The sequence below is a fragment of the Chryseobacterium sp. CBSDS_008 genome, assembly GCF_049959325.1.
GTDB lineage: Bacteria > Bacteroidota > Bacteroidia > Flavobacteriales > Weeksellaceae > Chryseobacterium.
Genome location: NZ_CP188202.1, coordinates 2,419,093 through 2,433,034 on the forward strand (window position 1 = coordinate 2,419,093; position 13,942 = coordinate 2,433,034).

The window sequence follows — 13,942 nt, forward strand, 5'->3', positions numbered from 1 at the left end:
TATTTCTTGTCGGCTAAGATAGAAGCATTTGCGTTAACGATTATTTAACACAGTAAATGAATATTTGAACTATATTAATATATTTAGTATTTTTAGTAATTAAATATGATTAATTAAATGAAAGTTACTTTTGAAAGGGTTATCCCTGATGAAAAGAGTTCATTCCGTACCATTCATAACAATTCCCCTATCTCGGAATTCAAATGGGAATATCATTATCATCCCGAAATTGAGCTGGTATGTGTGATTTCCGGGAGTGGAACCCGCCATGTGGGGTACCATAAAAGTAATTATACGAATGGAGATCTGGTATTAATCGGTTCCAATACTCCCCACTCCGGTTTTGGGCTGAATTCTATTGATCCGCACGAAGAAATTGTACTTCAGTTCAAAGAAGAAATCCTTCAGTTTCCCCAGCAGGAAGTGGAAGCTCTATCTATCAAAAACTTGTTGGAACTTTCTAAATATGGGATTCATTTTCATCAAAAAGTAAAAAAAGTAATGCTTCCCAAACTGAAGTTGATGCTGGAATCAGAAGGCTATAAAAGATACTTATTGCTGTTGGAAATTCTTTTTGAACTTTCAAAATGTGAAGATTATGATCTTTTAAATAAGGAAATCATGCCTTATACCATTATTTCAAAAAATAAAACCCGCCTTGAAAATATCTTCACTTATGTAGAACATCATTACGACAAGGAAATTGATATTGAAGACGTTGCCAAACTGGCCAATCTTACCCTGCCGGCTTTCTGTAATTTCTTTAAAAAAGCGACACAGATTACGTTCACAGAGTTCGTGAACCGCTATAGAATCAATAAGGCATGTCTGCTGATGGCTCAGGACAGATCTATTTCTGAATGCAGTTATCAATGTGGTTTTAATAATGTCACATATTTTAACAGGATGTTTAAAAAATATACCGGGAAGACTCCTTCTGAGTTTATCAGGAATTATTCTCATAATAAAGTGAATGTAGATTTGAAGGTGGAAAAGGAGACTAAGGCTAAAATAAGCTTTTAATAATTTGTTCGGTTCTGTGTTATCTGCCAATCTGTGGGAGAAAAATAATCTAACAAGAAACAAAAAAGCCACTCTTAAAGAGCAGCTTGTATTATAATGAGTAAAGCCAGTAACTAAATAACCAGCAACCACCAATTATTTCCATTTAATATTGCATCCCATACTAGGTCTTTGAATTTCTTCCTGCGGTTCCCCAGCCAAAAGATTTTCAAAAGCAATGATTAAATCTTCTCCGGTGACATCTTTATTATTTCCAGGCCTTGAATCATCCATCTGACCTCTGTAAACCAGGTCTAATTTATCATCAAAGAAATAAAAATCCGGTGTGCAAGCCGCATCATAAGCTTTAGCTACAGCCTGGCTTTCATCAAACAGATATGGGAAATCAAAATTTCTTTCAATTTGGAATTCGATCATTTTTTCAGGAGAATCTGCCGGATATTTTTCAATATCATTAGCATTGATGGCGATGAATTCAATTCCACGTTCGTTATAATCTTCGTATAGTTCATTGATCTTGTCGATCACATGAAGCACAAACGGACAGTGGTTGCACATGAAGATCACCAAGGTTCCTTTTTCTCCTTTCAGTTCGTCCAAAGACTGAAGTTCATTCGTTTTTGACGGATTAGGAAGTTCAAAAAACGGTGCTTTTGTTCCTAATGCAAGCATATTTGATGGAGTATTCATATCCTTTTTTCTTTATTGGCAAAGATAGATATTTCTTTTATTAATTGGGCTGGGTTCTGAAACAGACCTTTTATTTTTAGTAGAGGAAGGAAGCTGGAAGCTGGAGGAAGGAAGATATTGGCCCCTCAAAAATAGTTATAGTCAAATTCTATTATGGTAATTTTTTAACGCGAAACAACTTCCAGCCCCCATTCTTCCAGCTTCCAGCCTTTGATCTATTTTTCTTTAAATAGTCGCCCAATCTATAAAACTCATAATATCCTTTGGAAGTTATAGTAAAAAGTTTGTAGTTTTGCTAACGCTGTTAGTAAAAAAATATCATGGGTCTACATGAACGCCGTCAACGAGAAAAAGAATCTATCCGTGCAAATATTTTGCAGGCTGCTTTTACGTTGGCTAAAACTGAAGGCTGGGCATCACTTTCTATGCGAAAGATCGCTGATGCTATTGAATACAGTGCTCCTGTAGTATATGATTATTTTGAAAACAAAGAAGCCATTCTATTTGAGATTTCTTTAGACGGCTTTCACAAGTTACACATAGAATTATTAAAAGCTCAGCAAAAACACGATACTCCGGAAGAGCAGCTTGTTGCCATTGTGGATGCGTACTGGAACTTTGCTTTTAAAAACAAGGAATATTACCAGCTTATGTTTGGTCTTGGAATGCAGTGCTGCGGAAAAGGGCAGATGAAAAAAGAATTCTCATCATTTCAGGAACTGATCTATGAATGTACTTATGAGATTATTAAGAAAAACGGATCCAATCCGGACAATGCCTGTCATATGTCTCATGCTCTGTTTTCTGCCGTACACGGAATGATCTCTATTATGATGATGCGTACAGCTGATATCCCTTCAACGATGAATAAAACGACTTTGGACGAAACTGTTTCGGCTTTTATTAAGTCTTTGTAAATTTTTTTTGAATTAAAAATTAACACCGTTAGGAAATTTAACACCGAATTAATTTAAATTATTCTGTTATTCCTGATTAAAAATCAATCATTTATGGAACCATTCCTAGTATTCAGTTGTTAAATTAGTCATTTTTTGCTTATCAATTAACACTGTTAGTAAAATTAACACACCTTACACCATCATTATACACTTAAATACATTAAAAACAATTTTCAATTATGGAAACAATCGACTTCATTGGACATTAAAAATTCTGTAATTTTTTTTGAACTAATTATTAACACTGTTAGGAAAAAATACAGCATTTATTAAAAAGAACTTTACTTAAATCTAACACTTCATTAAAAAAATTAAACTAACAATGAAAATACCTGGAAAAACAAGGTTTATTGTACTTATTGCAAGTATAATTCTTTTACAGAGCTGCACAAAAGCCGCAGAAGGAACCAATGCCGCGCCTCCAGCTCCAGAACTTCCGGTTTATACCGTTATTACATCACCCGCTACTACATATCAGGAATTCCCAACTGCTTTGGAAGGGAAAAACAACGTAGAAATCAGATCTCAGGTAGACGGCTACCTGGATAGAATCTATGTGGAAGAAGGAGCTTATGTAAGAGCAGGACAACCGTTATTTAAAATAGATTCAAGAAGCTACGGCGAGCAGATGAATATGGCTCAGGCTAATCTTCAGGCTGCCAATGCCAATATCCAAAAAGCAAAAGTGGAAGTAGACAGACTTCAGCCACTGGTTGCTGCCAAAGTAGTTTCTGATGTACAGCTTAAAACAGCGAAAGCCAATTATGAAGCTGCCGTTGCTGCTGCTTCTCAAGCCAGAGCCTCTGTTGGAAGCGCAAGAATCAACGTAGGATTTACAACCATTACAGCTCCTGTAAGCGGTTATATCGGAAGAATTCCTTACAAAAAAGGAAGTCTGATCTCCAGAACAGATCCAAATCCATTAACATTATTATCTGATATCAGTGAAATCTACGCGTATTTCTCTTTAAGTGAACTTGATTTCATTGCATTCCAAAACAAATACCCGGGAGCAAGCTTAGAAGAGAAACTTAAAAATATGCCGATGGTAGATCTTGTCATCGCCGATAACAGTACTTACCCTGAAAAAGGAAGATTAAGTATTGTAGACGGGCAATTTGATAAAACTACCGGAGCCATCAGTGTACGCGCCGTTTTCCCTAATACCAACGGAACTTTAAGAACCGGAAACACAGGAAGAGTGCGCATGCCTCAGCTGATCTCGAATGCCGTCGTTATTCCTCAGGAATCCACATTCGAAATTCAGGATAAAACCTATGTATATGTGATGGATAAAGATAAAAAAGTAATGGGGAGACCTATTAAAATATCCGGAAAAACAGACAGCTATTACTTTATTTCTGAGGGACTTTCCCGTGGAGAAAAAATCGTATACACAGGAATCGGAAGCTTAAAAGACGGCGTCTCCATCAGACCGAAAAATATTTCGTCTGACAGCTTATTAAAAGCGAAACCATTATAGTCCTTTCCGAAAACAGAAGACTTAAAAAAATAAACTTCTTATGTTAAAACAATTTATAGAAAGACCGGTCCTTTCAACGGTCATCTCCATAATACTCTTATTATTGGGAGCTTTGTCTCTCTTTAATTTACCGATTGCCCTCTTTCCGGATATTGCTCCACCAAGCGTTCAGGTAACGGCATTCTATCCTGGAGCCAACGCGGAGGTTGTAGCACGTTCGGTTGCCACTCCTATTGAGGAAGCAGTGAACGGGGTTGAAAATATGACCTATATGACTTCCAACTCCAGTAATGACGGTACCATGACACTTAGTGTGTACTTCAAACAGGGAGCAGATGCTGATAACGCGGCGGTAAACGTACAGAACCGTGTATCAAAAGCAATGAGCCAGCTGCCTCAGGAAGTAGTACAGGCCGGGATTTCAACCCAGAAGGTTCAGAACAGTATGATCATGTTCATGGGACTGACCAGTGAAAATGAAAAACAATATGATGAATTATTCCTTCAAAATTATCTGAAGATCAACGTTATTCCACAGATACAGCGTATCCCCGGAGTTGCACAGGCTCAGGTATTCGGAACCAGGGATTATTCCATGAGAATCTGGTTGAAACCGGATCGTCTGGCATCAAATAATCTTTCTCCACAGGAAGTTTTAGCAGCCATTAAAGATCACAACCTTGAAGCAGCCCCAGGCCGTCTTGGACAGGGAAGTAAGGAAACTTACGAATATATCCTTAAGTATAAAGGAAAACTGAATAAGAATGAAGACTATGAAAATATTGCTATCAAAGCAAATAGTGATGGTTCTTTCTTAAGATTAAAAGATGTTGCACGAGTAGAGTTTGGATCTTATACCTATACTGCCACCAACAGAGTAGACGGAAAACCCGTTGCCGGATTTGCCATCCTACAAACTGCAGGATCCAATGCCAATGAAATCCTGACTGAAATTGAAAGCCAGGTAAAAGTAATGGAAACCACGCTTCCAAAAGGAGTGAAACCCATTATCATGTACAATTCCAAAGACTTTTTGGATGCTTCTATCCATCAGGTTGTGGAAACGCTTGTTATTGCCTTTGTATTGGTATTTATTGTAGTATTTATCTTCCTTCAGGATTTCAGATCTACATTAATTCCGGCTATTGCCGTACCGGTAGCGATTATCGGAACATTCTTCTTCCTTCAGTTATTTGGTTTCAGTATCAACATGCTTACCTTATTCGCATTGGTTCTGGCCATTGGTATTGTAGTGGATGATGCCATTGTAGTGGTAGAAGCCGTCCATTCTAAAATGGAACAGACAGGTATGCCGGTAGAACAGGCTACAATGAACTCGATGAGTGAAATTTCAGGAGCTATTATATCCATTACATTGGTAATGTGTGCCGTGTTTATTCCGGTTGGCTTCATGCAGGGACCTGCAGGGGTTTTCTACAGACAGTTTGCTTTCACATTAGCGATTGCGATTTTAATCTCAGCAGTGAATGCATTAACATTGAGCCCGGCATTATGTGCGATGTTCTTAAATGATCCTCAGGGAGAACATGGTGAACACGGTCATAAAAAAGGTTTTGGAGCAAGATTCTTCAATGCTTTCAATGCCAGTTTCAACAGCATGACCAGAAAGTATATCTACAGCCTTAAGTTTTTAATTAAAAACAAATGGGTGGCGATAGGAGGTCTTGTTCTTATCACAGCAGCAAGTATATTCCTGATCAAAAAAGCACCGTCAGGATTTATTCCTACTGAAGACCAGGGATTCGTATTGTATGCAGTAAATACTCCTCCGGGAAGTTCATTAGAAAGAACACACAGAGCTACGGCCCAAATTGATAAAATTATTAATGGTGAAAAAGCAACCAACCACCTTTGGGTAGCGGATGGAATGAACTTCATCAGTAATGCGAACGCTTCTCCCTATTCTGCAGGTTTCATTAAGCTTAAAGATTATGACAAGCGTGGTGAAATGAAAGATACTGATCAGATTGCAGCAACATTGACAGGTAAGGTAAGCCAGGTGAAAGATGCCAATGCATTCTTCTTCAACTTCCCTACTGTACAAGGTTTCGGTAACGTTTCCGGATTTGAATTCATGCTTCAGGATAAAACAAACGGTTCTTTCGAACAGTTGGGAACAACTACTCAACAGTTCATTGGAGAGCTGATGAAAAGACCTGAAATTGCATTTGCCTTTACAACGTATGCAGCAGGAAATCCTCAGTATACCATTGATGTAGACACGGATAAAGCTAATCAGTTGGGTGTTTCTGTAACAGAATTGATGCAGACCATGCAGATTTATTTCGGAAGCAGCTTTGTATCGGATTTCAACAGATTCGGAAAGTATTACAGAGTAATGGCTCAGGCAGATATTCCTTACCGTACGGATGTCAATTCACTGGAAGGAATTTATGTGAAAAATAAATCAGGAGAAATGGTTCCTGCCAAAACACTGGTAACGTTAAAAAGATCTTTCGGTCCTGAAACGGTAACAAGAAATAACCTTTTCAACGCAGTTACGATTAACGGAACACCAAAACCCGGTTACAGTACCGGAGATGCCATCAAAGCGGTAGAAGAAGTTGCTCAGCAGTCCCTTCCAAGAGGATATGGATATGAGTGGACAGGGATTACCCGTGAGGAAATTAAAACAAGCGGACAGACTTCGTTCATTTTCTTCTTAAGTATTCTGTTTGTTTACTTCTTACTGGCAGCTCAATATGAAAGCTACATTCTTCCGTTTGCGATTATTCTTACCATTCCAACCGGGATTTTCGGAGTATTTGCCTTCACAGGATTAGCGGGAATTGATAACAATATTTATGTTCAGGTAGGATTGATCATGCTGGTCGGGCTACTGGCCAAAAATGCCATCCTGATTGTAGAGTTTGCCGTACAGAGAAGAAAAGCAGGTAAAACATTAATTGAATCTGCCCTTCAGGCGTCAAGATTACGTTTAAGACCGATCTTAATGACCTCTTTTGCTTTCATCGTGGGAATGCTTCCACTGGTATGGACACAGGGTGCTTCTTCAAAAGGAAACCACTCTATCGGTTACAGTACCGTAGGAGGAATGCTTACAGGAGTAATATTGGGAATCTTTATCATTCCGGTAATGTATGTAGTATTCCAGTATCTGCATGAAAAAATGCCAAGCAGAAAAAAGAAAAGACTTCTGAAAAAACAAATGGAGGAAGAACTTTTAGCTGCTAGTCACTAATAAAAAATGAAATACAAAAACTTAGAGAAAATTTTAAGATCACAAAGGCTTAACTATTCTCCTTTTCTGTTCTTAATGGTTTACAAAAGCTAACTATTTTCTCCTACTAAAGACAATTTTTGCCTCAAAAAACCTCTCTAAGTTTTGTATTCAATTAAAAGTTTAAAAACTATGAAACGAGTAAAAAATATTATTCTAACATTTGTGCTGGCCATCGGCTCTGTTTCGTGTGTGTCTAAACTGGCATACACGGAGCCTGAGCTTCCTCTTCCGGAAAAGTTCCAGTACACAGCAACTGCCGACACTGCCAGTATTGCCAATCTGGAGTGGAAACAGTTTTTCAGCGATCCTATTTTACAGGGATTGATTGAAAAAGGAATTAAAAATAATTATGACCTTCAGATTGCCTTAAAGCAGGTTGCTGCTTCACAGGAAAAACTGAAACAGGCAAAATATATGCAATATCCGGACGTAGGTTTCGGAGTTAGCGGACAGATTTCAAGACCTTCCAAAAACAGCATGAACGGGCAAAGCTTAAATTTATTTTTAGGCTCAAGCCATGTTGAAGATTATAATGCAGCCTTCAACCTTTCGTGGGAAGCGGATATCTGGGGAAAAATCAAAAACCAGCAGGAAGTTTCAAGAATGCAGTATCTTCAAACCTATGAAGGTTCAAAGGCAGTTCAGACTCAGGTAGTAGCGGCGATTGCTCAGGGATATTATAACCTGTTAATGCTTGACAGACAATTAGCCATTGCAAAATCTAATCTGGAACTGACCAGCAATACCCTTTTGATGACCCAAAAAATGTGGGAAAGTGGTGATAATACCTCTTTAGGAGTTCAGCAGGCAGCCGCTCAGAAACAGGCAACAGAACTTCTGATTACGCAGCTGGAACAGAATATCGCTATTCAGGAAAATGCTTTGAGCATTCTGACAGGTGAACTTCCTAACAAAGTAAACAGAACCATTGAAATGTCTGATACTTCATTACCTCAGAATATCTCCGCAGGGCTTCCGGCAGCTATGGTAAGCCGAAGACCGGATGTGCGCCAGCAGGAATTGGTTTTATTAGAATCCAATGCCATGGTAGGAATTGCTCAGGCGAATATGTATCCGGCATTGAAGATTACAGCCAACGGAGGAGTAAATTCATTTAAAATTGATAACTGGTTTCAGATTCCGGCTTCATTATTCGGATCTGTTTTAGGGGGACTTACCCAACCTATTTTTCAGAAAAGACAATTAAAAACAGATCTGGAAGTAGCAAAAATTCAAAGAGAGAAAAATGTGCTGGCATTCCGTCAGTCGGTATTGAATGCAGTGGGAGAAATTTCCGATGCTTTGGTTTCCAATGAAAATTTAAAAGTTCAGGAACAGAAAGCTGCAGAGCAGGCAACTACCTTGAAAGATGGAATTAAAAGCGCACAACTTCTTTACAAAGGAGGTTCAGCCAATTACCTGGAAGTGATTACAGCACAGGGAAATTCCCTACAGGCAGAGTTGAATCTGGCTTCCATTAAAAGACAGAGATTAAGCAGCATTGTAGATTTATACAGAGCGCTAGGCGGCGGTTGGAAGTAGTACATTAAATTATATTTGTTTTAAGATGCGGTTCTTTTCAGAGCCGCATTTTTTTCAGTATAAAAACACCCTAATTAATTACCATCTGTACTGTCATTCTGAATGGAACAAAGTGGAATGAAGAATCTTTAAAAACAATCGATGAGACTCTTCCTTCGTCAGAATGACAAACTAAGCGCTTAGTTTATCCGTACACTGTGTCATTCCGTAGGAATCTATATTTTCAAAGCTTCCAGAGCCACTCAATAATGTAAAAGTATTTATTTTTGAAACTGATTTTCAATCCATTTCAGCAAATCTTCAAAATCCTTTTCAGAATATCCCAATTGTAAATAATGAATATCATCCGCCTTTCTGTACCATGTCAGCTGGCGTTTCGCATACCTGCGGCTGTTTTTTTTAATTTCTGAAACCGCAAAATCAAGATCCCATTCTCCGTCAAAATATTTAAAAAGCTCAGCATATCCTACCGTATTTAAAGCAGTCAATTCTTTGAATTTTTCAAGACCTTTTACCTCATCCAGCAATCCGTTTTTCATCATAATATCCACCCTACGGTTGATTCTGTCATACAGTTCTTCTCTTTGCGCTTCAATTCCGATTCTGATGACATTAAAATCTCTTCCATTTTGAGAAACCGAAATATGTTCAGAATATTTTTTATCCGTTTGCCAGATAATATCAATGGCTCTCAACAGCCTGCGGTGATTGTGAATATCCACCACATTGAAATACTCGGGATCAAGTTCCTGTAAAATTTCCTGAAGTTTTTCAATTCCCTCCTGCTCCATGATATTTTGGAGTTTCTCCTGATTTTCAGCATCAGCTTCCGGAAGATCGTGGAGACCTTCTATCACAGCTTTTTCATACATCATGCTTCCACCCACAAGAATTACCGTGTCATGAATTGTAAAAAGTTCATTGAGTTTTTGAAGAGCATCTTCTTCATATTGCCCGATAGAATAATAGTCTTCCACCGAAAGATTTCCGATAAAATGATGAGGTGCTCCGGCCAGTTCTTCTTCAGAGGGCGCTGCTGTTCCTATTTTCATTTCTTTAAAAAACTGACGGGAATCACAGGAAATAATCTCTGTATTGAAATGCTGAGCCAAATCAATTGCCAATCTCGTTTTACCAATTCCGGTGGGTCCTACTACAGAAATCAAATTTTTCTTTTTCACCGCGCTAATTTACGAAAATGAGTTTATTTAATTGGCTGGAAGATGGAAGCCTGAGGCTGGAATTTAAAATTAAATATCTTTATATATTCACAACAATCTTCCCGCTTCCTGCCTCCACCTTCCAGCCATTCAACAGTAGCCAAACTATAGACTTAAATGTTTATCTTTGTAGAACAATAAAAAACTATGATTTTATCAATGACCGGATTCGGTAGAGCCGAAGATGTTTTTGAAGGAAAAAAAATTACTATAGATATTAAATCTCTGAACAGCAAGAGCTTTGATTTGAATATTAAAATTCCTTTACGTTATAAAGAAAAAGAATTTGAAATCAGAAAAATTCTTAACGATAGAATTATCCGTGGAAAAGTAGACTGCTACGTTAATATTGAGAACCTTGAAGAGTCTAATGATGTAAAAATTAATAAAAACTTAATTGACTCTTATATCAATGAACTTAAAAACATAGCTTCTGACGGTCCCGATTTCGAATACCTTAAAATGGCGGTAAGACTTCCTGATGCCATCACATCAAGACCTGATGAATTGACGGAAGGCGAATGGGAAGCTTTGGCTAAGATTGTTAACAATGCCGTAGACAGATTCGAAGAATTCAGAAGAACTGAAGGCAGCAATTTACATGAAGAATTAAACAGGAATATTCAGAATATCGACAAATATCTTGGAGAAGTGATTCCTTTTGAAGAAGAAAGAATTGTAAGTGTGAAAGAGCGTTATCAGAAGTCTTTGAAAGAATTTGAAAACGTGGATGAAACACGTTTCTACCAGGAAATGGCCTATTTCACTGAAAAACTTGATATTTCTGAAGAAAAGGTAAGACTTGCCCAGCACCTGAAATATTATAAAGAAGTAATGGACAATGAATCTTTCAACGGAAAAAAACTGGGCTTTATTTCTCAGGAAATCGGAAGAGAAATCAATACCCTGGGTTCTAAAGCCAATCACGCAGAAATCCAGAAACTGGTCGTGATGATGAAAGATGACCTTGAAAAAATTAAAGAACAAACGTTAAACGTATTATAAGTTGCGGGGTTCGAGATGCGAGGTAATAATTCCGAGTACAAATACTACGGAATCACTACCCGAAACTCACAATCCCGAAACCCGAAACCCATAGAAATGGATAAAGTAATTATATTTTCAGCACCATCAGGGAGCGGAAAAACTACACTGGTAAAGCATTCATTAGAAACATTTCCTGAACTTGAATTTTCAATCTCATGTACAACGAGACAGCCGAGAGGAAGTGAAGTTCATGCTGTGGACTATCATTTTCTGACACCTGATGAATTCAGACAGAAAATTTCCGAAGATGCTTTTGTAGAATATGAAGAAGTGTATACTGACAAATATTACGGTACTTTAAAATCTGAAGTAGAAAAAATCTGGAATCAGGGAAAAGTAGTTATTTTTGATGTAGATGTGAAAGGAGGTATTTCGTTAAAAAAATATTTCGGTGAAAAAGCCCTGTCTATCTTTATAGAACCACCTTCCATTGAAGAACTGGAACGAAGATTGATCTCCAGAGATACAGATGATGCAGAAACCATAAAAACCCGTGTAGCAAAGGCAGAAGAAGAAATGACCTACGCCGGCGGGTTTGACAAGATCGTTATTAATGAAGATCTTGATGCAGCTAAAATAGAAATAGAAAGTTTAATAAAAAGTTTTATAGAAAGAAACTAGAAGTTAGAAATTAGAAGTTAGTTTTTTTAGTGTCAGGAAAAATTATCCTCATTTTATACTAACTTCTAGTTTCTAATCTCTAACTTCTATAAAAGAAAAAATTGAGGTTGATATGAGTACCGAAACATTAGAAAAAGCTAAATCTGCAATTCCTGTCAGAGGATTTCTGGATATTAAAGATATTGCTATTCCTCAGGGTGAAGAATTGGTAAAAGCCATTCTGAAGCTTAAAGAGGAAAAAAATGCTGTTATTCTTGCCCATTATTACCAGCCCGGAGAAATTCAGGATATCGCTGACTTTCTGGGAGATTCTTTACAGCTGGCAAGGCAGGCAAAAGACACCAATGCTGACATGATTGTATTCTGCGGTGTACATTTCATGGCAGAAGCAGCAAAAATTCTGAATCCAACTAAAAAAGTAGTTCTTCCTGATACCATGGCCGGATGCTCTCTGGCAGATGGCTGTTCCGGAGAAGGACTAAGAAAAATGCGTGAACAGCACCCGAATGCTTTAATTGCCACTTACATCAACTGTAACGCAGAAACGAAAGCAGAAAGTGATATCATCGTAACCAGTTCAAATGCTGAAACAGTAATTGAAGCCCTGCCAAAAGACAGACCGATTATTTTCGCACCGGATAAAAACCTGGGAAGATATTTATCTAAAAAAACAGGTCGTGATATGATCCTTTGGGATGGAAGCTGCGTAGTACACGAAGCATTCTCCATGGAAAGAATTGCCCAGCAGCTGGCAGACAATCCGGATGCCAAGCTGATTGCACACCCTGAAAGTGAAGAAGCTGTTTTGAAACTGGCTCACTTTATCGGTTCCACTTCTGCTCTGTTGAACTATGTAGAAAAAGATGACTGCCAGAAATTCATCATTGCAACTGAAGAAGGAATTCTTCATGAAATGAGAAAGCGTGCTCCTCATAAGGAACTGATTCCTGCATTGGTTTTTGATGAAAGCTGTAACTGTTCAGAATGTTTCTACATGAAACGTAATACAATGGAAAAGCTGTATTTATGTATGAAATATGAGCTTCCTGAAATTCTTATCGACGAAGAATTAAGGTTAAAAGCATTGAAGCCTATTGAAGCCATGCTTGACCTTTCTAAAAGCATAAAATAATTTCTTTTTGTTATTCAATATTTATTATATTTAGCATTCAAACTAATAATAAATATGAAAAATCTAAAAAAATTGGACAGAAGAAGTCTTAAAAATGTAAACGGAGGCAGCGGTATATGCAACTTAAACTGCGAAATACACGAAACCTGTGGTTCAGGATGCAATGGAGAATTGATCTGCGTACCAAGAGGAATGTATATTCCGGATAATTGTTAAAATAAAATAAAGCACTGTTTTTGCAGTGCTTTATTATTGTTACGAACATATATTATTTTTAGGATACTCCTCCATCCACACATTCCATGCTTACCAGAACACACATCTTACAATAATCAGGCAGTCCCTGATAAGCAGCACATGAATACTGATATTCCGGACCATTACCAAATGTAGCATTCTGCGGACATCCTGCACATCTTGACGGACCTGCAGCTCCATTTAATTGTTCAAGCTCTTTTCTGTTTAATTTTTTTAAATTTTTCATAGTCGTTTTAAATTATATTCTGATTTATTTTTTAGGCTTCAAGAATTGGACAGCTGCCCGGAATGGATGGATCATAAGGGAAAAGGTAAAGACAAACTTTACGGCCTTTAAAATCTGTACATACCGCACATCCTTTTGGTCCGCAGTCAAGATCTACAGCACAACTGTCTCCTGTACCTCCAATAATGGATCTTAAATTTTCTCTGTTTAATTTTTTAGAGTTTCTCATGGCAATTTAGCTTGATTAAGTTTTTTTAAATAATTTAATCTCTCTTATTACAGCATTGGTGCATAACAGGTTCCTCCCGGCTTCAGCCAGCAGCCCCATTTTCCGCCTCCACGGAAACAAACAAACTGTTCTCCTCCGCAAGCTTCAATCTGAATATCCGTGAAACCACCCTTGATATTTTTCTTATCCTCTCTTGATAATTTTTTGATTGTTTTCATATTATAATTTTGGTATTCTGTATTAGCAA

Annotated in this window: 14 protein-coding genes; 9 read left to right on the forward strand and 5 right to left on the reverse strand. The window is 37.6% G+C overall.

Going from position 1 to position 13,942, the window contains the following annotated elements; genetic code table 11:
* The first annotated feature begins 117 nt into the window (after positions 1-117).
* On the forward strand, positions 118-1,023 hold the full coding sequence (locus tag ACP3T3_RS10870) for an AraC family transcriptional regulator (RefSeq protein WP_426479881.1): 906 nt from the start codon (positions 118-120) through the stop codon (positions 1,021-1,023).
* 135 nt (positions 1,024-1,158) lie between these two features.
* Here ACP3T3_RS10870 and ACP3T3_RS10875 read toward each other — a convergent pair whose 3' ends face one another.
* Positions 1,159-1,713, reverse strand: a complete 555-nt coding sequence (locus tag ACP3T3_RS10875) for a thioredoxin family protein (RefSeq protein ID WP_426479882.1) — start codon at positions 1,711-1,713, stop codon at positions 1,159-1,161.
* 320 nt (positions 1,714-2,033) lie between these two features.
* On the opposite strand from ACP3T3_RS10875, the gene ACP3T3_RS10880 reads away from it, so the two are divergent.
* The 4 genes from ACP3T3_RS10880 (at position 2,034) to ACP3T3_RS10895 (ending at position 8,962) form a co-directional block, all read left to right on the forward strand.
* Entirely contained in the window at positions 2,034-2,630 is a 597-nt protein-coding gene (locus ACP3T3_RS10880) for a TetR/AcrR family transcriptional regulator (protein WP_142017878.1), read from the forward strand.
* Positions 2,631-2,994: 364 nt separating this feature from the next.
* Positions 2,995-4,155, forward strand: a complete 1,161-nt coding sequence (locus ACP3T3_RS10885) for an efflux RND transporter periplasmic adaptor subunit (protein ID WP_426479883.1) — start codon at positions 2,995-2,997, stop codon at positions 4,153-4,155.
* Positions 4,156-4,195: 40 nt separating this feature from the next.
* Positions 4,196-7,378 carry an efflux RND transporter permease subunit gene (locus ACP3T3_RS10890; RefSeq protein ID WP_426479884.1) on the forward strand — a complete coding sequence of 1,061 codons (3,183 nt, stop codon included), beginning with the start codon at positions 4,196-4,198 and terminating at the stop codon, positions 7,376-7,378.
* Between the two features lie 171 nt (positions 7,379-7,549).
* A complete protein-coding gene (locus ACP3T3_RS10895) occupies positions 7,550-8,962 on the forward strand; it encodes an efflux transporter outer membrane subunit (RefSeq protein WP_426479885.1) in 1,413 nt (470 codons plus the stop codon).
* A 260-nt stretch (positions 8,963-9,222) separates the two neighbouring features.
* Here the strand turns inward: ACP3T3_RS10895 and miaA are convergent, their stop codons facing one another.
* Positions 9,223-10,143: a tRNA (adenosine(37)-N6)-dimethylallyltransferase MiaA gene (gene miaA, locus ACP3T3_RS10900; RefSeq protein WP_426479886.1), complete on the reverse strand. Its 921-nt coding sequence runs from the start codon at positions 10,141-10,143 to the stop codon at positions 9,223-9,225.
* A 186-nt stretch (positions 10,144-10,329) separates the two neighbouring features.
* Here miaA and ACP3T3_RS10905 point away from each other — a divergent pair, with 186 nt between their 5' ends.
* The 4 genes from ACP3T3_RS10905 (at position 10,330) to ACP3T3_RS10920 (ending at position 13,198) form a co-directional block, all read left to right on the forward strand.
* Positions 10,330-11,187 carry a YicC/YloC family endoribonuclease gene (locus ACP3T3_RS10905; RefSeq protein ID WP_426479887.1) on the forward strand — a complete coding sequence of 286 codons (858 nt, stop codon included), beginning with the start codon at positions 10,330-10,332 and terminating at the stop codon, positions 11,185-11,187.
* A gap of 96 nt (positions 11,188-11,283) precedes the next feature.
* On the forward strand, positions 11,284-11,850 hold the full coding sequence (gene gmk, locus ACP3T3_RS10910; RefSeq protein WP_426479888.1) for a guanylate kinase: 567 nt from the start codon (positions 11,284-11,286) through the stop codon (positions 11,848-11,850).
* Between the two features lie 112 nt (positions 11,851-11,962).
* Positions 11,963-12,982, forward strand: a complete 1,020-nt coding sequence (nadA, locus tag ACP3T3_RS10915; RefSeq protein ID WP_034694934.1) for a quinolinate synthase NadA — start codon at positions 11,963-11,965, stop codon at positions 12,980-12,982.
* Between the two features lie 54 nt (positions 12,983-13,036).
* Complete coding sequence (locus tag ACP3T3_RS10920) at positions 13,037-13,198, forward strand: bacteriocin-like protein (protein ID WP_153816329.1); 162 nt, start codon at positions 13,037-13,039, stop codon at positions 13,196-13,198.
* Positions 13,199-13,256: 58 nt separating this feature from the next.
* Here the strand turns inward: ACP3T3_RS10920 and ACP3T3_RS10925 are convergent, their stop codons facing one another.
* Genes ACP3T3_RS10925 through ACP3T3_RS10935 form a run of 3 tightly spaced genes read right to left on the reverse strand, consistent with a single transcriptional unit; the run spans position 13,257 to position 13,913 of the window.
* On the reverse strand, positions 13,257-13,466 hold the full coding sequence (locus ACP3T3_RS10925; RefSeq protein ID WP_426479889.1) for a bacteriocin-like protein: 210 nt from the start codon (positions 13,464-13,466) through the stop codon (positions 13,257-13,259).
* 31 nt (positions 13,467-13,497) lie between these two features.
* The gene (locus ACP3T3_RS10930; protein ID WP_426479890.1) at positions 13,498-13,695 is read right to left on the reverse strand and encodes a hypothetical protein; all 198 of its coding nucleotides are present in this window, start codon (positions 13,693-13,695) and stop codon (positions 13,498-13,500) included.
* 47 nt (positions 13,696-13,742) lie between these two features.
* Positions 13,743-13,913, reverse strand: coding sequence for a bacteriocin-like protein (locus tag ACP3T3_RS10935; RefSeq protein ID WP_156121586.1), 171 nt, complete (start codon positions 13,911-13,913; stop codon positions 13,743-13,745).
* Between the last annotated feature and the right edge of the window lie 29 nt (positions 13,914-13,942).